25 protein-coding genes are annotated in these 18148 nt (G+C 56.7%); 21 read left to right on the top strand and 4 right to left on the bottom strand.

Annotated features, from left to right (window positions below; translation table 11 throughout):
• Window position 1: 1 nt before the first annotated feature.
• The 19 genes from GOW04_RS08170 to GOW04_RS08080 all read left to right on the top strand — a co-directional run bounded on the left by GOW04_RS08170 (window position 2) and on the right by GOW04_RS08080 (window position 12131).
• Window positions 2-1249, top strand: coding sequence for a hypothetical protein (locus tag GOW04_RS08170; RefSeq protein ID WP_171232166.1), 1248 nt, complete (start codon window positions 2-4; stop codon window positions 1247-1249).
• Complete coding sequence (locus GOW04_RS08165) at window positions 1239-2792, top strand: hypothetical protein (RefSeq protein ID WP_171232165.1); 1554 nt, start codon at window positions 1239-1241, stop codon at window positions 2790-2792. Before GOW04_RS08170 ends, GOW04_RS08165 begins: the two co-directional genes overlap by 11 nt.
• Window positions 2793-2988: 196 nt before the next feature.
• Window positions 2989-3666, top strand: coding sequence for a D-alanyl-D-alanine carboxypeptidase family protein (locus tag GOW04_RS08160; protein WP_171232164.1), 678 nt, complete (start codon window positions 2989-2991; stop codon window positions 3664-3666).
• Entirely contained in the window at window positions 3667-4287 is a 621-nt protein-coding gene (locus GOW04_RS08155; protein WP_171232163.1) for a hypothetical protein, read from the top strand. It abuts the gene before it with no gap.
• A gap of 34 nt (window positions 4288-4321) precedes the next feature.
• The gene (locus tag GOW04_RS08150) at window positions 4322-4642 is read left to right on the top strand and encodes a hypothetical protein (protein ID WP_171232162.1); all 321 of its coding nucleotides are present in this window, start codon (window positions 4322-4324) and stop codon (window positions 4640-4642) included.
• Window positions 4632-5060 (top strand): hypothetical protein, encoded by a 429-nt coding sequence (locus GOW04_RS08145; RefSeq protein ID WP_171232161.1) that lies wholly within the window; start codon window positions 4632-4634, stop codon window positions 5058-5060. Before GOW04_RS08150 ends, GOW04_RS08145 begins: the two co-directional genes overlap by 11 nt.
• Complete coding sequence (locus GOW04_RS08140; RefSeq protein WP_171232160.1) at window positions 5057-5317, top strand: hypothetical protein; 261 nt, start codon at window positions 5057-5059, stop codon at window positions 5315-5317. Before GOW04_RS08145 ends, GOW04_RS08140 begins: the two co-directional genes overlap by 4 nt.
• Window positions 5317-5718, top strand: a complete 402-nt coding sequence (locus GOW04_RS08135; RefSeq protein WP_171232159.1) for a hypothetical protein — start codon at window positions 5317-5319, stop codon at window positions 5716-5718. Before GOW04_RS08140 ends, GOW04_RS08135 begins: the two co-directional genes overlap by 1 nt.
• Window positions 5719-5720: 2 nt before the next feature.
• The gene (locus tag GOW04_RS08130) at window positions 5721-6299 is read left to right on the top strand and encodes a glycoside hydrolase family 19 protein (RefSeq protein ID WP_217356903.1); all 579 of its coding nucleotides are present in this window, start codon (window positions 5721-5723) and stop codon (window positions 6297-6299) included.
• Complete coding sequence (locus GOW04_RS08125) at window positions 6296-6481, top strand: hypothetical protein (protein ID WP_171232157.1); 186 nt, start codon at window positions 6296-6298, stop codon at window positions 6479-6481. Before GOW04_RS08130 ends, GOW04_RS08125 begins: the two co-directional genes overlap by 4 nt.
• Window positions 6478-6705, top strand: a complete 228-nt coding sequence (locus tag GOW04_RS08120; RefSeq protein ID WP_171232156.1) for a hypothetical protein — start codon at window positions 6478-6480, stop codon at window positions 6703-6705. The genes GOW04_RS08125 and GOW04_RS08120 overlap by 4 nt, the downstream gene beginning before the upstream one ends.
• Window positions 6706-7073: 368 nt before the next feature.
• Complete coding sequence (locus GOW04_RS08115; protein WP_171232155.1) at window positions 7074-7421, top strand: hypothetical protein; 348 nt, start codon at window positions 7074-7076, stop codon at window positions 7419-7421.
• A 3-nt stretch (window positions 7422-7424) separates the two neighbouring features.
• Window positions 7425-8534, top strand: a complete 1110-nt coding sequence (locus tag GOW04_RS08110; protein WP_171232154.1) for a hypothetical protein — start codon at window positions 7425-7427, stop codon at window positions 8532-8534.
• Window positions 8531-8701: a hypothetical protein gene (locus tag GOW04_RS08105; RefSeq protein ID WP_171232153.1), complete on the top strand. Its 171-nt coding sequence runs from the start codon at window positions 8531-8533 to the stop codon at window positions 8699-8701. The genes GOW04_RS08110 and GOW04_RS08105 overlap by 4 nt, the downstream gene beginning before the upstream one ends.
• 14 nt (window positions 8702-8715) lie before the next feature.
• Window positions 8716-9075, top strand: a complete 360-nt coding sequence (locus GOW04_RS08100) for a hypothetical protein (protein WP_217356902.1) — start codon at window positions 8716-8718, stop codon at window positions 9073-9075.
• A gap of 11 nt (window positions 9076-9086) precedes the next feature.
• A complete protein-coding gene (locus GOW04_RS08095) occupies window positions 9087-10058 on the top strand; it encodes a hypothetical protein (protein WP_171232151.1) in 972 nt (323 codons plus the stop codon).
• Complete coding sequence (locus GOW04_RS08090) at window positions 10055-10531, top strand: hypothetical protein (RefSeq protein WP_171232150.1); 477 nt, start codon at window positions 10055-10057, stop codon at window positions 10529-10531. Before GOW04_RS08095 ends, GOW04_RS08090 begins: the two co-directional genes overlap by 4 nt.
• Before the next feature lie 13 nt (window positions 10532-10544).
• Window positions 10545-10817 carry a hypothetical protein gene (locus GOW04_RS08085; protein ID WP_171232149.1) on the top strand — a complete coding sequence of 91 codons (273 nt, stop codon included), beginning with the start codon at window positions 10545-10547 and terminating at the stop codon, window positions 10815-10817.
• Window positions 10818-10829: 12 nt separating this feature from the next.
• A complete protein-coding gene (locus GOW04_RS08080; protein WP_171232148.1) occupies window positions 10830-12131 on the top strand; it encodes a hypothetical protein in 1302 nt (433 codons plus the stop codon).
• Window positions 12132-12174: 43 nt separating this feature from the next.
• Here GOW04_RS08080 and GOW04_RS08075 read toward each other — a convergent pair whose 3' ends face one another.
• The 4 genes from GOW04_RS08075 to GOW04_RS08060 form a co-directional block, all read right to left on the bottom strand.
• Complete coding sequence (locus GOW04_RS08075; RefSeq protein ID WP_171232147.1) at window positions 12175-12414, bottom strand: hypothetical protein; 240 nt, start codon at window positions 12412-12414, stop codon at window positions 12175-12177.
• A 618-nt stretch (window positions 12415-13032) separates the two neighbouring features.
• On the bottom strand, window positions 13033-14211 hold the full coding sequence (locus tag GOW04_RS08070; RefSeq protein ID WP_171232146.1) for an acyl-CoA dehydrogenase family protein: 1179 nt from the start codon (window positions 14209-14211) through the stop codon (window positions 13033-13035).
• Between the two features lie 193 nt (window positions 14212-14404).
• Window positions 14405-15424, bottom strand: coding sequence for an AraC family transcriptional regulator (locus tag GOW04_RS08065; protein WP_171232464.1), 1020 nt, complete (start codon window positions 15422-15424; stop codon window positions 14405-14407).
• A 16-nt stretch (window positions 15425-15440) separates the two neighbouring features.
• Window positions 15441-15797, bottom strand: a complete 357-nt coding sequence (locus GOW04_RS08060) for a hypothetical protein (protein ID WP_171232145.1) — start codon at window positions 15795-15797, stop codon at window positions 15441-15443.
• Window positions 15798-15821: 24 nt separating this feature from the next.
• On the opposite strand from GOW04_RS08060, the gene GOW04_RS08055 reads away from it, so the two are divergent.
• Together GOW04_RS08055 and GOW04_RS08050 are read left to right on the top strand one after the other, a co-directional pair.
• Complete coding sequence (locus tag GOW04_RS08055; RefSeq protein WP_171232144.1) at window positions 15822-17135, top strand: amidohydrolase family protein; 1314 nt, start codon at window positions 15822-15824, stop codon at window positions 17133-17135.
• 27 nt (window positions 17136-17162) lie between these two features.
• Window positions 17163-18146, top strand: a complete 984-nt coding sequence (locus GOW04_RS08050; protein WP_171232143.1) for a BMP family protein — start codon at window positions 17163-17165, stop codon at window positions 18144-18146.
• The last annotated feature ends 2 nt before the right edge of the window (window positions 18147-18148 follow it).

Here is an 18148-nt window from a genome sequence, read left to right as displayed (position 1 = left end):
TATGGCTGGCCTTTTCGGAGACATGAAGCCGAAGACAGCAAACCTGCTACAGGGTTTGGGTCTTGGAATTACGCAGCTTGCAGCCGGTCGCGCGCCTGACTTGTCGCCCATCTATGCGCAAGTGCAACAGCAAGAGCAGCAACAAGCAATGCAGGAGGCTATCGGCCCCGCGCTTGAAAGCATGGACCCGAAAATGCGCCGCGTTCTGGCCGCAATGCCCCCGCATCTGGCGTCTCAGTACATCATGAAGTTGATGCAGCCCCAGACACCGGCAAAAGGCGTCGTTATCAACGGACGACTGGTCAACCCGATGACGGGCGACGTGATTGCGGATTATTCGGATCAGGGCGCGCAGGGTTGGGAAGTCATCCCCAAAGAAGAAGCCGCTGCGATGGGCCTTGACGCCACGAAGACGTGGCAGCGTGGCGTTTCCGGTGCGAACACTGGTAAAATCTCTCAAGTCGGCGGCGGCGGCGTTACCGTCAATATGGGGGATAATGGCGTTGATTTTGGGGATCCTGGCCCCGGCTTGGTGTGGCAGCGAGGCCAAAACGGTGAGATACTGACTGATGAGCGCGGCGCGCCTATTGCCATCCCATATCAAGGGGGGCCGGTGTGGCAGAAACAGCAAGCGGCAGCACAAGAAGCTGATGTTGCGGCTGAGCAGGCCGAAATTGCCGAACGCACCAAGGAAACCGCGAACAGCATTGTTCTTGATGAAATCAGCATTGCTAAAGACCTGATCGCGGGAGAAAGTACATTCTCACCCGCGACCGGCATTACCGGGGGATTAGCGTCAAACATTGATAGCACCCGCGCGGGTGCCTTGAAGAACCGATTGACCACGATAAAAGCGAACATCGGCTTTGACAAACTTCAAGCCATGCGTGACGCTTCACCAACAGGCGGTGCCTTGGGTCAGGTTTCAGAGTTTGAAAACAGGTTGCTGCAAGCTGTCTTTGGTAGCCTTGAGCAGTCGCAGAAGGCCGAAGATATCCTTTACAACCTCGACCGGCTTGAGAGTATCTACAACCGCGTTGTCAATGAGGGCATCCCAGAGAATGAGGCCCGCGAACTGACCCGGCAGATTGAAATGGAAGGCTTCACGCAGAAAGAAGAAGGGGCAACAAGCCTCGATTTCAGTAAGATGAGCGCCGACGAACTGGCCAGTGTAAACATTGAAAATTTGAGTGTTGAGCAGCAAGAAGCAATGTTGCGCAGGTTTGAGGAACTCGAAAATGGCCAATGACCTTAAGGCCAAGCTAATCAAGCGCCAGCTTGAAGCCCGTCAAAAGGCTTTGCGCGCGAAAAAACCAGAGGCGGATATGTCGTTCTGGGGCCGGGTTAAGGACAACGTTATCGGTGTTGATGATGGCGTTATGTCCACTGGCGAAAAGATTGGCACGTTCCTGAATAAAGGCGGCGAGTCTCTGACGTTGGGAGTCGTCGGGGACGAGGCGTCAGCAGCCGTTGAGAGCCTTATTCCCGGCGTCGATTATGAGACACGGCGCGACCACTACCGAGAACAAGAACGCGCTCTAGAGGAAAGCAACCCCGGCGCGGCCCTCACCGCTGAAGTAGGGGGCGGCATTCTCGGCGCGCTTCTCCCAGGCGGGGCGATTGGCAGTCTTGCTAAAGGTGGGTTGCTGTTACGTGGCGGCGCGTCGGCGGCGGCTGGGGCCGGTATGGGTGGGGTCTATGGCTTCACTGAAGGGGAGGGCGATAATCGCCTGGCTTCGCTTCGTGATGGGCTTCTGTGGGGCGCTGGGGTTGGGGCTGCGACTCCCGTCATCGGGTCTGCTGTTCGGGGTGTCGTGAATAAGTTCATCCAGCGAACGCCGAAGAAACAGGCGCTAGCGGCGGCGAAGACAGCGGCAGAACAGCGCGCTTCCTCCGGCGCACAATACCGGGCCTTTGAAAACGCAGATGCACAAATCGGTCCAGAGGCCATGGAGCGCCTGACATCTCAGGTCGCAAAGCGCATTGATGACGCCGGGGCACCAAAAATCCCCGGCCCACTTGGGCTCAAGCCGAAATCTGGCCGTGACATCAATAAGACCCTTGGGTTGATGGTCAAAGAGGCCAGCGAAGGCCAAGCAGCGGCTGGTCCTGGGCGATACGGCATCCCGCTACGGGCTATAGAAGACGTTCGCAAACAAGCTGGCGTTCTTGGTCGGGAAGTTGACAATGCGTTCCGTCCAACGCAGGGCGCGAACATCGCAAAACAAGCAGTGAATGAGATTGACCAATTTATCGATAGCCTGAGACCTGAAGACATGGTTGCGGGGGATGTTAAGGCCGCGACAACTGCACTCAAGAAGGCGCGGTCAATGTGGAAGTCGGCTGTAAAGACCCAAATGCTCGAAAACGCCTCTGATGAGGCTGACAACTACCTCAGTGGGACCGCAAGCGGGCTTCGCAACCAGATCAAATCGCTTCTGCGGAAAAACAAGAAAATGAAACTCTTCACGAAGGCAGAGGAAGACGCACTGCGCAAAGTCATTGGCAATACAGCCGTTGGGCGCACCGTGCGGTTGCTGGGCGATGGTCTGGGCGCAAAAATCGCGACATTCGGCGGCGGCGCAGCGGGCGGTATTCTCGGCGCGGCTGTTGGCCGTGGCGCTAGTGAAATTGCCGCAAATGTTGGCGACAGCATGGCATCACGACAGATGGATATTGCCAAAGCGCTTATCTCGCAAGGCGCGCTTCAGAACCTTCCTCAACTCCCCGCAGCAACCCAGAACACTATTGAAGGCTTACTGCGTCGAGGTGGGGTGGCGCTGAGCCAGTAACATATAGCGTAATCAGCATCCCCGCTATCGGGAGCAAGAAGCCTGCATAAGCAAGCCAGTGGGCTTGCTCGTCATGCTTGTGAAACTGCCAGCATGACCAAAAGAATATACCGGAAACAACGTTTCCAATGAAAACCGCAAACGCAAAATCAATAACACTCATGCGGCCAATATAAACACCAAAGAGGCAAATTCAATGAATTACAACTGGTCGCCGTATGCGGTGGGCGGTGCTGCCGCTCGTCCTGACAGTTTCACCGGATTGAACCCGGCTTTTGCCTCTGGTGTTTACGATATGGTCAGGGCCGCGCATGACGCCGGGGTGCCTTTGCAGATCACGTCTGCATACCGATCACCAGAGTTGCAGGGACAACTTTATGACGCGGCAGTCAAAAAATACGGTTCGCCAGAAGCGGCGCGCAAATGGGTCGCGCCTCCCGGTAAATCTCAGCACAACTACGGGACTGCTGTAGATTTTGCCATTGACGGCAGCTTGATCCGTGACGCGAACTCACCTGCCGCGAAGTGGATCGCACAAAACGCCTCGAAATATGGGCTTTCCGTTCCGATGGAATGGGAGCCCTGGCAAGTGGAAATGGCAGGCGCGCGAGGCGGCAACCAGAGGATGACGTTTGGCGGGCAGCAAGCGGAGACTTCCGGCATTCTGCCCCCGTCACCTGATCAACTCGACATGGGTACGCCCGAGCAGACCAACTTTGGGATCCTCGCCAATATCGGCAAGGAGATAACCCAAGCCAGTCAACCACAAGAACAGCCGGTTCAATTTGCCCCACGACCGCAAGCGCAGATCCAACCTGCGCAGCGCGATCCAATGGCCGCTTACCTGCAATTCATTCAATCGATGGGTGTCTAAATGGCGATTACTGACTATGACTCAAACGCGGCCAACAATACGGCAATAAATGGCGTCAACATTGCCGAAGGTTGCTCCCCAGCCGGGATAAACAACGCCATTCGGGAAGTGATGGCGGATCTGGCAGGTGTCATTGATCTGATCTATCCGGTTGGCTCAACGATTATGTCCACCAGCTCTGCAAACCCTGGGCTGCGGTTTCCCGGCACCACATGGGCACAAGTCGCAGAAGGCCGCGCCATCGTTGGTGTAGGCGATAACGGCGAAAGCACATGGGCTGAAGGAGACCAGCGCGGTTCCGAAACACACACCCTGACAGTGGCTGAAACCCCGGCTCATACGCACGCCTATTCCGGCATAACCAGCACAGGCGGGGCGCACAGCCACATTGAGGGCGGCGGCGCAGGCATCAACGGCGGACGGTATAGTTTCGTCGACACCGGAGTCCCCAATAGCAACACTCAATTCGCGGGCAGTGTTGATGGTCGTGGTTCGCTCACCTCTACCGCTGGGTCACACGCTCATACGTATTCTGGGACAACAACAAGCATTGGCTCGGGTGGCGCTCACAACAACATTCAGCCTTCCGAGGCGTTCTATGTCTGGGAAAGAACGGCGTGACAATCAGCGAGAATAGCGAACGGGGCGAGGTGTAATGATCGGCCTTCTTCGCTCCCCATCGGCTTATGAGAAAGAGCCGGGGAAATACCTTCTAAACCAAATCGGACATACATACTTAGTTGGCTTCGCTCCGGTGTTCGTATGTGGCTGGCAGGCAATTCCGTTTATCGCAATGGCCTATGCTTTTTGGGAGTTTCTGCAACTCTGCTGGTTTGACGCCAAACTAAGTGACTGCCTTGAGGATCTGGGGCACGTGATGACTGGCGCGTTTGTCGCCATGTTCCCGGCTGCTGCTATCCCGCATTTGGTTTTGGTTGCCGCCGGGGTCCAATGGCGGCGCGAGAATGCTGGATGACATTTACAGAGATTGGCAGCTAGGGACCGAGTTCGACCGCTGCCGATATGTCTACGCGGTCACGATGTTCGGATTCTGCGGGATCGCCCTGAGCTTCACGGTGACAATCGCCCGAGGGGGCAACCCGGTAACGCCTGAGCTTTATGGGCCTGCGGTCTACGCAATCCCGGCTTTATTCTGGTCACTGACACAGGCCGCAACCTGCCTGATTGCAGCGATTGGCTGCGTCATGGGGGGCAGGGGTGGCGCGCTTATCGCATTGCTTGGCTCAGCCCCGGCATTGCTGCTTTTTACGTTGCTCTGGGTTCTCGCGCTTGAGGCCGAGCAAGGGACGCTGGTTATCGCGGGCTGCCGCACTCTCTGCGTCCCACTGACAAGTTTGGTGTTGATCGCATCTTTTAGGCGGGGGACGCAATGAACGAGAAGAACCCTTTAGAGTTCCGGGGGAAGGGATTTTCTCAGGAAGATTTCACCCCGGAGGAGCGCGCGCAGATGCGAGAGCGGCACCACTTCTTTGATCGCCACTTCATGCACCCTGACGAGTTCCTTAAGAATACCGGCCTTTCGTGGTTCTCCCGAATTGCGCAAGGCTTCCCCGCATTCGTCAAGATGTTCGCCACAATCTCGGTGATTGGCGGTGGCTACATCATGGCTAAACAATTGGGGCTTTTCTGATGAATTTTGGTCCTTCTCTCGTCGGCGGATTAACCGCAGGGGTGATGCTGATCGGCGTCAACTATGTGATGCCTGAACCTGCATTCATCTCCATAAGGGAACTGTCCTATTCCGGGGGGTACGTAACGCTAGACCGCGCCATTCGCCCGCCTGATGTAATCGCTGATTTTCAGGTTGTTGTGACCTCGGAAGAAACAGGCTTTACGGTGTGCCACGGGACCGGCTGGGCTGAGTTCGAGACAGACGAAAGCCGCCGGAAGGTGTTCACGCTGGATGACTATGTGGGTGATCCTGGCTGCCTGTCCCGGCTAGATGGCAGTTACACCATTTACACCACATGGGCACCGAGAGACGGACGCAGGCCGGTCCAGAATATAACCCATTTCAACACGGACGACTGAACATGGATTTAGATCGCGGTGACACGCGCCTCATTATCGATGAGTGCGCGAAAGAAGGGCTATTGCGCAATCAGGCTGCATACGTGCTGGCAACGACGCGCTGGGAAACGGCGCACACGATGAAGCCGGTTCGAGAGGCATACTGGCTAAGCGAGGAATGGCGCAGGCGCAACTTGCGGTATTATCCCTATTATGGGCGTGGATACGTGCAGCTTACTTGGCGCGGCAACTACGTCCACGCCGGTTCAGTGTTTGGCCGCGACCTCGCGAGAAATCCAGACGCGGTGATGGAACCAGAGTTAGCCACCAAGATATTGGTCAGAGGCTCTAAAGAGGGCTGGTTTACCGGCAGGAAACTGTCCGACTACATCAACTCTGAGAAAACAGATTGGAAGGGCGCGCGGCGCGTTATCAACGGCACAGACAAGGCTGCGCAAATCGCGGAACTTGCGGCCAAGTATGACGCTGCCCTTGCTGCCGAAGGATACGGCAAGAAGACCTCCACCAACATATTCGAAACGATCATCGGGCTTATCCAGAGCCTGCTCTCAGCAATCACAAAACGGGATTCCAAAAAATGAACTATGCACCCATTGCCCGTATCATCCTGCGTTACATCATCGGCGGCGTTATCGTTGGCTCGCAAGCCGCTGGTGACACCCTCGCAGCAGATCCAGACCTTGTAACCGCAATCGCGGCGGCTGTCGGCGCTGGCGTTGAGTTGGCGTATGCCATGGCCAAGCGGAACGGCTGGTCGTTGTGACTTGGTTCCTGACGACCCGCATCGGACGCTTGCTGAGCGCCGCCGTGGTGGGGGTAATTGCATTCCTGACATTCGGGGCCGTGAAGAAGAAGCAAGGCCGCGCAGAGGCCCGCGCAGAGGCGCAGGAGGATGACTATGAAAACGCCGCTGATATTCGCGACCGCGTTGGCCGCAACCTTGATGACCGCCTGCGGGAATATGATGACCGAGGCTTCCGCGACTGAGCAGGAACTATGTATCCAGTGGGGGGAGAGCCTTGCGACACGTTCTAGACTGGATACGGAACAGACCAAGGCCGAAATTCAGGAAGGCTACGCGCGTTTTGCTCTGGCTTGCCCAGCCTTTGACTACTTGGTGCCGAAATAAATACGAGCCAACCGTTCACGATCACTGGATCGGGCTGGCGGCGCTTGTCGGATACCACGCGCTAATTTTCATAGCAGGTGCGGTGATCTTCTAACGCTAAATCATGTGGAAGCATGCGGTTAAGTTGGCATATTTAGTTGACAATTGCTAACTAATTTAACAATATGCAGGGAGTACCGGACAGGCTTGCACCGGGAAAAGCGGGCCCAACCGAAAGGTTACGGACATGAAATCTCTAGCAGCAGCATTAGCCCTTATCACAGCAACCCCTGTTTTCGCAGAGGCTTCGAATGAACAAAATACAGTGTTGTTCAAAAACGGGTTCAAGATAACAGTTCTTTCTAAGCCGGTTTGTGAAAGCGCCGAGAAGTACAACACAAATTGGGACGTATTTCGGCAGAAAAAGGGCCTTGGCAGGCAGTTGCACCGGGGAGCTGTGCAAACAAAATTCGGCGCAGTCGATTCAGTGACCTACCTCATCAAAGGTGGCGAAGAAACGGTTACGTTCGGTTACGTTCCCGGCAATGGGGACGTGTGCCTTCTGGCCTTTGCCGAGCCATCGCCCGACGCTTAATTCATGACCCCGGCACAAAGAGAGGCCCTAGAAGCCTACGAGCAGCACGGCAGTCAGCGTAAAGCGGCTGCCGCACTCGGGATTAGCAAGAATGCGCTACAAGATCGCTTAGTAAGGGCCAAGCAGTGGCTGGACGCCCCAGAAGGGCAGAAGGCGGCAATCGAGGTTAGCGGCCTCGATATCGGCGCAGCTAAGCACGGCTGGCGTGTCATCCAGCACAAAGACGGGTCGCGTGACTCGGTATTCTGGAAGGCGGACGCGCAAGAACAAGAAGACATGATCGAGCGCATCAAGGCCGCGTTCGAAGACTTGCCAGCAGCAGAGCCAATCCCCGCCCCGGCGCATAAGGCAAAGGACCTCCTGACCCTGTACCTGACCGCAGACGTGCATATCGGCATGTTGGCATGGGGGCCAGAGACCGGCGAGGACTACGACACCAAGAAGGCCACGCAACGGCTGATCAACTGGCTCGGTCAGGCTGTAGAGGCATCGGCCCCGTCTGAAACCGCAATCATCCTAGATGTGGGCGATTTGACCCACGCGGACGACCACAAGAACCAGACACCAGCTTCTAAGCATGTTTTGGATGTGGATTCACGGCACTACCGCACCATAGACGTGACAATCTCCACGCTTGTGACAGCGGTTAAGCTGGCGCTCAAGAAGCACAAGAATGTGATTCTTCGCATCCTTCCCGGCAACCACAACCCGGAAAGCTATGTCGCGATCATGTTCGCGCTCTATGAGCATTTCCGCAATGAACCCCGCGTGACGGTCGAAAAGCAGCCGGGGAAATACTTCACCTATCAGTTCGGCAAAAACATGATCTGCGCCCACCACGGCGACGGTGTGAAGGCAGAACGGCTGGTGAACTTCCTGGCCGATACATACGCCCCGATGTGGGGCCAGACGCAATACCGCTTTCTATGGACCGGGCACCTGCACCACCACAAGAGCGCGGACATAGGCGGGATGCAGTGGGAGCAACTACGCGCCCTCACGGCCAAGGATGCATACGCGGTCGGTCACGCATACTGCGCCCGCGCCCAATTGCAGGCCGTGACGTACCACAAGGAAAAGGGCGAGGTTGGCAGAGTGAAGGTCACGGCATGACGCGAAGAATAACGGTTAAATCAGTTGGAACTGTCAAGGTCCACGAGGGCGAGCTTCGGGTTTACCGCGACCACAACCTGATAGCCGCAGTGGAACTGACCGACCCGATGCGGTTGCAGCTCATAGCCGAGCTTACAGACGAACTTCGGTATCCATCCCAAGGGTAAACAGGGAATAAATCATGAGACTGAGTATCGGCCTCGGGCTTTCCACGCTACGCGGCACAGCAGCAATAATCACAGCAACAGCGCCTCCTACAATGGGGGCGCTTTCTGATTCAGACACCCCCGCAGATGGATACGTGGCGGGGTCTTACACGTCCACAGAGGGCACAATCTCAAGCGCGGTTCCGACCTACTACGTGAACGGCGCTGTGCAGCCGGGGACCTACGACCTGCAAGCGGGTGACGCTGTTTTTGCGCGGGTTCTGGTCACTGACAGCGTGGGTAACACGCGAACCTACACAACCAACACAAGCACGGTTCCGGGTGGGGCCGTTGGCGCGTTTTCTTCGGCGTTCTCTAGCGCCTTTGCAGTCTAGGAGGCAGACACATGGCAGTTCAAAGCAGGGCAGCGCTGAAAGCCGATAAAAACACAGCTTTTGCTGACAACACATCGGGCGACATTTCAGCGGCAGATTTGCGGGGGGAGTTCGACGACGTAATCGATAGCGTTTACATCCCCGGCGATGATAACACCGGCGACACGCAGCTCATGACAGCGGCGGAAAAGTCCAAGTTGGCAGGGGTTGCGACGGGCGCTACAGCGAACACGGGTGCCCTTGCGGATCTGGATACAGTGGGAACGGCTCAAATCGACAACAATGCCGTTACCATTGCCAAAATAAGCGCAACCGGAACCGCAAGTGCTTCAACGTACCTGCGGGGCGATGGGTCTTGGGCTACGGTCCCCGGCGCGAGTGGCGGTGATGCTTGGAGTGATCCGGTTGACAGCAACATTACTTTTGACGCCGACGGGACGCGCGATATCGGCACTGACGCTGTAAGAGCGGGGCACATCTACGCCGACAATCTTACAGTCACCAATGCTGTAAGCGTTGCCTCATACACGGGGCTTTTGGGGCTAAACGGCAGCACGTCGATCGACGTTAACACAAGGGCATTGCTCGAAGCGCGCCTGTCAGATGTTACGGAGCTTGTGGAAACAACTGACACACAAACCCTGACGAACAAGACCCTTACCGCGCCTGTCATAACCTCGCCCGAAGTTTCCTACACGTCGGACAACGACGGAACGCAATCGTCAGGCACCTACACGCCTGCGGTTTCTGGCAGCAACATCAAGCGCATTGTGAACGGCGGCGCATTCACCCTAGGGGTGCCGAGCGGCGAAGGGACATTCGCGGTTCAGGTAACGAACAACGCAAGCGCCGGAACAATCACCACGTCTGGGTTCACCGTGGTTAAAGGCGACACCCTCACAACAACTGATGGCGACGACTTCATGCTGTTTATCACAGTCGTGAACAGCTTCTCCGTCCTGAACGTGGTGGCGCTGCAATGATGCTTCTGTATACGCCATATATCGCGGGGCCGGTGGGAAACCCTGAACTTTTGGTCGATCCGGGGTTTGATGATGCCTCAAAGTGGTCGCCACCCGGCGGCGTTACCATAACCAGCAGTCAGGCGCAGTGGCGCACAGCGGGTTCGTTCTCGACATTCTGGACGGGATCGGGCGCTGCCAACTTAGCAACGTTGAATGGGGGTAGCGCTATTGGGGCCGCAACCGACTATGAATGGGCGGTGACTGTCGAAAACTTTACCGGCGGCGGCAACTACCAATGTCAGGTGACGTTCTACGACGCCAGTTTTGCCGCGATCAATACCCCTAGTAACAACCTCAACATCAACGGGACCGGCACATTCACCACAACGCTGACCGCGCCTTCCAATGCGGCTTATGCGGCATGGAGGGCCAAGCCGTTCAGCGCGGATTATGTAATGGATTGGTCCGACGCCAGCCTGAAAGCGGCTTAATATGGAGACCCTTATGCACGGAAATCTCATTCGCAAAGACAACCCCTCAGACCGATCAGTTACCTACGGGTACAAGGTGCCAGAGCCGGGTCAGGAATATGATGCGTTCACGCGACTAGTGGACAGTCGTGACGACTGGCACATGATGGAAAGGGGCGCGCTCAACATCGCCAATTGCGTGGTGGTCGAACCCGGTGATTGGGCCGTGCTTTGTTCCGACGGAATGTACACGCTCATTACCGACGACGTGGTCACTGCCCTATTCACAATCGAAGCCCAGCAATAAAGGCGGCTTGATATGGTAACGGTCAACAATGATTCCGAACTGACGACCCAGCTTAACGCGGCCACAGGCGGTGAGGTCATTGAACTGGCGGCGGGCGTGAATTTCGGGCGCTACAACACGCCCGGTAGCAAGACCTACACAACGCCAGTCACCATCCAATCCTTGGACAACCAGAACAAGGGGTCGTTTGAAAAGCTCCAGGTGAACTCCGGCAACGTGATCCTGAAAGACTTCAATATCAATTACGTCTACCGGAGCGGGGACTTTACCTTTACCCCCGCGCTTCTGACGTTCAATTCGCCGAACGTCACGGTTGACGGGCTTCGGATCGTCGGGAACCAGACGGACGGGGGAGGCCTGATAACTGGGTGGGCCGCTGACTTTCAGGGCCTTGGGACCCCCAGCGACAATCTAACTGTTCGGAATACCTATGTTGAGGGGTTCGACAATGGGTTCCGCATCCTGATCGCCAATAACGTGACCTTTGAAAACATTGAAATGGAGGCCTTAGCGGCGGATGGGATTGACCCGACCGGGGTTAAAACCATGACGATGCGTAAGATTTACGCCCACGACTGGCAAACTCCACGACCGGGCGCGCATATCGATTTCATTCAGTTATTGCGCCACGCCAACACGGGCGGCTGCGAAGACATCCTTATTGACCAGTGCATCTGCGACCAAGGGAACGGGTATTTTCAGCAAGGTGTTTGGGGCGGGATTGACGGGTTTGATGTAAGCAACTCGTTCAACAGGCATAAGCGGGTAACTATTCAAGACACCATCTTGATCACTGGCCACTCAAACGGCATTGGCGTTTCCGGTTGTGATGATTTGGTTATGCGGCGTCTCATGATGCTACCGGGACCATTCGCGAACCGCGACACTATCACGGGCGGTATTCCGGTTATGAATGTAAGCGCAAGCAATGGGCCAGTTACAATTGAGGACAGCATTTACCCCGGCGATGCTGGCGGGTTCCCGTCTGGCTCGACCTTCACCAACAACTACATCCGCACCCGTGCTGACATTGGCGGGTCAGAGATCCTGGCCCCGAACGTGGGCGACGTGAACGGGTTCAATGATTACCAAATTGCCAGCGGCGCGCTTGAGAGCGGCGGCAGGCAGGCAGGCCCCAGAATTGCGCAAAGAGTCGGCGGATGGGTAGACGCGGGCATTGCCCCACACGCAGTATATCAAGCACTGCCAGCAGGCTTTCAGGGGTCTTCCCCGCCGCCGGCATCTAACTCCGCTATCATGTTGCCCGGTGGTCAGCCCCTGATAGTTGGGGGCCAAATCATTTCGGTGTCTTGATCTGGCTGACCCTAGGGGCTTTCGTTGCGCGCAGCAGAAGCCCTTATTTGTCGTTTCTAACAGTTTTCGCTAGATGATGGATATCGGCCAAACCCTTCTGCAAGCATTCTGTCGGGTCATCATTTTCATCACCACCCACTACAACGTCGATTTCCCTCAGGGGGATTTTGGCGACCGGGTCGCCATTCCCTAGGCAAATGACGATAACCGCGCCGTCATAGTCTATAGATAGCCACGCCTCTAAGTCTGCACTTGTCTCAAACTCAACATTGAATGTTACCATTATCGTCTCTCCACTGCTCTAACTGCTGTTTCCCGGTTTCCGTTTTCGTTCACGCTATGTCTAGGGAAATTTCCCAGCCAAGTTTTTGATTTCTAACAATCCGCGCAAAATTTAGGTTCTGGCGCCGCAAGGCGTGGGGGTTCAAGTCCCTCCACCCGCACCAAATGAATTTACCATAATCATCATTATGCGTACTGTGAATGCGCCCGTCTTCAGAGATTGTGGACACCTTCAAGCCCTTCGTTTTCCAAACATATCAGTGGACCCAATTGACTGGGGTACTGCAATGCCCAATGGAGCATACCTGCTTTGGCAGATCTCGGGTTCGTCAGATTGCAATGTTCCGCAGCCGCGATTGGCTTGTTTCGGGCTCGATTGAGTGGTCGGGATTATTGATGTTCTCGACCCCCGTGCCCCTGCCCTTTGCTGGTCACCGTCCCACATGTCAGTGCCGTCAGAAAGCAAAGCTTCATACGCTTTGCGCGACCTTGTTCATGGCGAGTTAGCACCACGGTCAACCATTCAGGCAACCGGCCGCAATAATGCGGCCGGCCTTTTGATCTTGCTGATGTCTGCGCAGAATCTCAGATTGGCGCCGATCGAACCGGTGCGGGACGTTCAGTCGGTCTCGCCAAAACCTTTCGGTACCGGCAGATCAGGCAGAGTTGTCGCACGCTTTTGCAAGGCTCGCCCGATGACCACACGGCTGATTTCCGTCGTCCCGTCCACGATCCGCAGCATTTGCGCAAGGCGGGACAAACGATCTAGGCCGTAGGGTTGCAACAGCCCCGCACCACCCAGGACCTGCGCACAGGTGTTAGCGGCCTTCACGGCGGCATCGGGCACGAACCTTTTTGCATGGGCGGCCATCAAGGGGCCTTCGGGCGTGCCAAGGGATTCTGCCGCCTTTCGGTAGAGAAGCTTTGAGGCTTCAAGGTCGGTTGCAACCTCGCCCAGCATCCACTGAATCCCGTCCAGATCAAGGCTCCTGCCGCCAAACATCTTGCGGTTCTTGGAATAGGACAACGCCGTATCCAGCGCGGATTGCATCAATCCACAACATCCTGAGGCAATCGAAACACGGGCAATGTCGATGGCCATGAGCGCGCCCTGAAGACCCTGACCAATGGGCAGGATGATGTTGGTTTCATCGACCACGACCTTGTCCATGTACATTTCGGCCAAGGGCAGGAAGTTGTAGGACGGGGTATCGTAAAGCGGCCCAAAACTGAGGCCCGGTGCGTCGGCGGGAATGGCGATCATCGCCATGTCCTTGTGGCCGGGTGCGTCGCTGGTCTTGACCACAGTGAAATAGATATCCGCCTCGGTCGCGAGGCTGACCCATGCCTTCGCGCCGCTGATCGTCCATGTGCCGTCGCCATTGACCACGGCGCGCGAATACATGTTTGTTGCGTCCGATCCGGATTGTGGTTCGGTCAGTGCAAAGTTCGCCAGCTTGCGTCCAGATGTCAGGTCCCGCGCCCACTTTTCCTTGAAGGCATCCGTGCCATAGCCGCAGCCCGCGAAGGTACAGATGTTATGCATCGACAGCGCAAAAGCATATGCGCCATCGCCCTGTCCCAGTTGTTCATAAACCTGTATGCCTTCTGCCAGCGGCAAGGCCTGCCCGCCAAACTCTTCGGGGGCGTAGAGCCCCGTCAGACCAGCGGCCCCGGCCTTGTCCGAAGCATCGCGCGGCCACTTCTTCGCGGCGTTCCAGGCATCCACATTGGGCAGGATCACCTGCTCGGCGTGGTCGCGTGCGGCTTGGAGTATGGTGTCGAGTTTGTCTGACATTGGTGGATCCTTTCACGACGGTCATTCTCAGATGGCGCCACAACCGGGAAGCCATGGATGAGTGGGATGATATTTTTTGAGGGCAAAACTTCCGATAAGAACGTTTTTCTACAGCAAGATATGGCGATCCTGCCCGCTGGGGACCATCTCGTGCAATGACAGATCATTGTCCAAAAGTGACAAATCGGGCGCCCTACATTTGCACCCTGCGGTATGAGCTGGGGGTGCTTCCGGTCCAGCGCTGAAAGGCCCGGTGGAAATTGGCCGCCGACGAAAATCCGACATCATGTGCGATGGCTTCAAGGCTTTTGCGCCCCGCCTGAAGATCACGGATAGCGATATCACGCCGCAGGGCATCCTTGATGGCCTGAAACGATGTACCATCCGCATGCAGCCTGCGGATCAGGGTGCGGGGGGTCATGTGCATCGCGGATGCCGTCTGGGTCAGGGTTGCCGCGTCCCATCCCGATTGGACCAGATAGGTGCGCACCCGCAGCGATTGGGTGTGCTCTCGCGAACTGGTGAAGATCCAGTCTCGGGGCGCGTTGTGCAAAAACCTGTCAAGGTCATTTGTGCTGCGCGCCTGCACTGGACCCAGCGCATTCGGATCGAACGAAATCGCGGTGGCACCTCGGCCGAACCGTAGTGGTGCTGGAAAGATGACCGCGTAGTCCTGATCAAAGTCGGGGCGCTCAAACACGAAATCGACAGCCTTGACCGGAACTTCGTGCCCCGCCAGCCAAGACATGAGCCCGTGGGCAAGTTTGAGTATCAGCATGTGCCCGAACCGCTGAACCTGGGCCGCGCCCCGTGGCTTCAGCGTAAGCACCAACATGTTGTCGGCGTCATCCAGAGCAAACTGGTAGTCATCCAGCAACAAGTTCCAGAAGGTCGAAAAGCGGTAAAGTGCCGATGAAAGAGACGTGGCTTCCCGGACTGTCGTCAAAAGATGTTGCAGAGCTCTCGGCCGGATCGGGCGGCTCCAAAGCCCCATCATCTCATCACCGGTCTCAACTGCGGCAAGTTGATAGAGACATACGATTTGATCCAGCGTGACGCGGCCATGAGGGAGACGCGTATCCGCGACCAAACCCGACCGGCCGAGAAGCGATGCCATCTGCGCCTCGGGGCATAGCGTGCGCAATGCCGTCAGCCAGTCATCGATAAACTGGCTGGAAACCGTGGAAAGGATCGTTGGTGCGACATTGGTCATGACGTGCAAGGAGGTATCACCAATTCCGGTCGAGATGAAACACGGCGCGTGCAGATGGCGGATTGTCAATGTCTTCACCACACAACGCTCTGGTTGAGCTTATTTCAGTGGGCTGGCGCCCCTGTTCGCCGCACCGGTCATCGAATATCGCTGTGCGCCGGCGGGCCAGAGCTTTTGTTTGCGTCAGCAAGCAATCTTGCGGATGAACTGGGCACTCTTTTGGCTCGGGCCGCCAGTGCCCCAAATCCCGGGCAGTAGACGGCCAAAATTTAATCAGTCGGGCTTTGATAATGAGCAGCTGAGAGGCTGAAACAGGCACCAATTCCAGAACACTGTAAAAATAAATAGCAATTTTTTTGAATACTTTTACCATGTGGTCAAATTAGGGGGCGGATGAATGTTTGACATCATCATCAGAAAGGCCAGCTTGCCGGATGGCCGCGAACCGTTGGATATTGCGATCAAGGGCGACCGTGTTGCGGAAATTGCCGCTGACATCATGGGTGAGGCGCGCGAAGAAATCGATGCAACGGGCCGCCTGGTTTCACCTCCGTTCGTCGACCCGCACTTCCATATGGACGCCACGCTGAGCCTCGGGTCGCCACGTATGAATGTTTCGGGCACGCTTTTGGAGGGCATCGCGCTTTGGGGAGAACTGAAGCCCCTTCTGACGCCCGAAGCGGTGATTGAGCGGGCCATGCGATATTGCGATCTGGCCGTGTCGCAGGGATTGCTGGCCATCCGTTCGCATGTGGATGTTTCGTCAACTCCGTTGGTGGGTGTCGAAGCTTTGCTGGAAGTGCGCAAGCAGGTTGCCCCCTATATTGACCTGCAATTGGTGGCATTCCCGCAAGATGGACTGTACCGCGCGGAAAATGCAGAGAAAAATCTGATCCGGGCGCTCGATATGGGGGTCGATGTGGTGGGCGGCATCCCGCATTTTGAACGCACGATGTCGGAAGGCGCCCGATCGGTCACGAGGCTGGCCGAGATTGCCGCAGATCGCGACCTGATGCTGGACCTGCACTGTGATGAAAGCGACGATCCGATGTCGCGCCATGTGGAAACCCTCGCCTATGAGACCACGCGCCTCGGGCTCGGGGGTCGTGTGACTGCAAGCCACGTCACCGCGATGCATTCATACGACAATTACTATGCCTCGAAGCTTGTTCCGCTGATCGCGGAAAGCGGCATGAACGTCGTGCCGAACCCGCTTATCAATATCACGCTGCAAGGCCGCTCGGACACTTATCCGCGCCGCCGTGGCCTGACACGCGTACCAGAATTGCGTGCAGCAGGTGTAAACGTTTCCTTCGGGCAGGATTGCACCATGGATCCATGGTATTCTCTTGGGTCCGCCGACATGCTGGAAGTGGCCCATATGGGCGTGCATGCGGTGCCGATGACATCCCGCGAAGCGATGGAATGGGCTTTCACATCCGTTACCCAGAACGGTGCCAAGACCATGGGTCTGCCCGACCCGACAATTCGCAAAGGCGGCCCAGCCAACATGGTTGTGCTGCAAGCGCGTGACCCGATTGAAGCGGTCCGCATGAAAGCCACACGTCTTGCCGTCATCAAACACGGCAAGGTGCTGGCGCGCACCGAACCAAGACTGGCCGCGCTTTCCCTGCCCGGCCGCCCCTCGACCCTGGATCCCGCGGATTACGCGCCCAGGCCCAATATTCAGGAAGACCAAGAACAAAAATAATTGCCACCAACAGAAGAGGATACTCCGATGAAACTCACCACTACACGTCGTCAACTGATGGTCGGCGCCGCGGCCACGCTGGCCCTGCCGGCTTATATCCGCCGCGCCAATGCACAATCTGCGATCCGCGTCGCTGGCGTGCATATGTCTCCGGTCGAAAATGCATGGAACAGCCGGATCCACGTGGCGATGCAGGAAGCCGCCGAGGCTGGTCTGATCGAATATGAGTTTTCAGAGGGTGTGGCTCCGACCGACTATCCCCGTGCGATGCGCGAATACGCCGAAGGCGGCGCGCAAATCATTTGGGGCGAGTCTTACGCGGTGGAACGCGAAGCACGCGAAGTGGCTGGTGATTACCCCGATACCGCGTTTTTGATGGGGTCCTCCGGCGGGCCGGAGGGCGACAATTTTGGTGTCTTCGGCACCCGCAACCACGAGGCGGCCTATCTGGCCGGAATGCTTGCCGGCCAAATGTCGGAAAGCAACGTTTTTGGTTCCGTCGGCGGTTATCCGATCCCCGAGGTGAACCTCCTGATCAATGCTTTCCGGATGGGCGTTAGTGAAGTGAACCCTGACGCCACTTTCCTTAACGGTTTCATCGGAGCATGGTTTGATCCGGCTCGCGCGCAGGAAGCCGCGATTGCCCAGATCGACGCGGGCGCGGACATCCTGTTTGGTGAACGCATTGGCACCGCAGATGCCGCTCAGGCGCGCGGCGTGAAGGCCATCGGTTCACTGATAGATTATACGCCGCGCTATCCCGGCACGGTCTTTGCCAACGCGATATGGAACTATGGGCCAACCATCGAAGCCATCGTGGCGGATGTTCAGGCCGGCAATCCCACCGGGCGCAATTATACCGAATATTCCTTCATGGCTCATGGCGGCAATGAGCTGATCTATGTCGCCGACGAAGTGCCTGCCGACGCCATCCCTGCGATGGAGGCCAAACAGGCCGCGATCCAATCCGGCGAATGGGACGTTCCGATCGACGAAAGCGAGCCCTCCTGATC

The sequence above is a fragment of the Ruegeria sp. HKCCA4812 genome (genome assembly GCF_013034245.1).
GTDB lineage: Bacteria > Pseudomonadota > Alphaproteobacteria > Rhodobacterales > Rhodobacteraceae > Ruegeria.
Note: the sequence above shows the minus strand (reverse complement) of the source record. Positions and strands in the feature narration are given on the sequence as shown.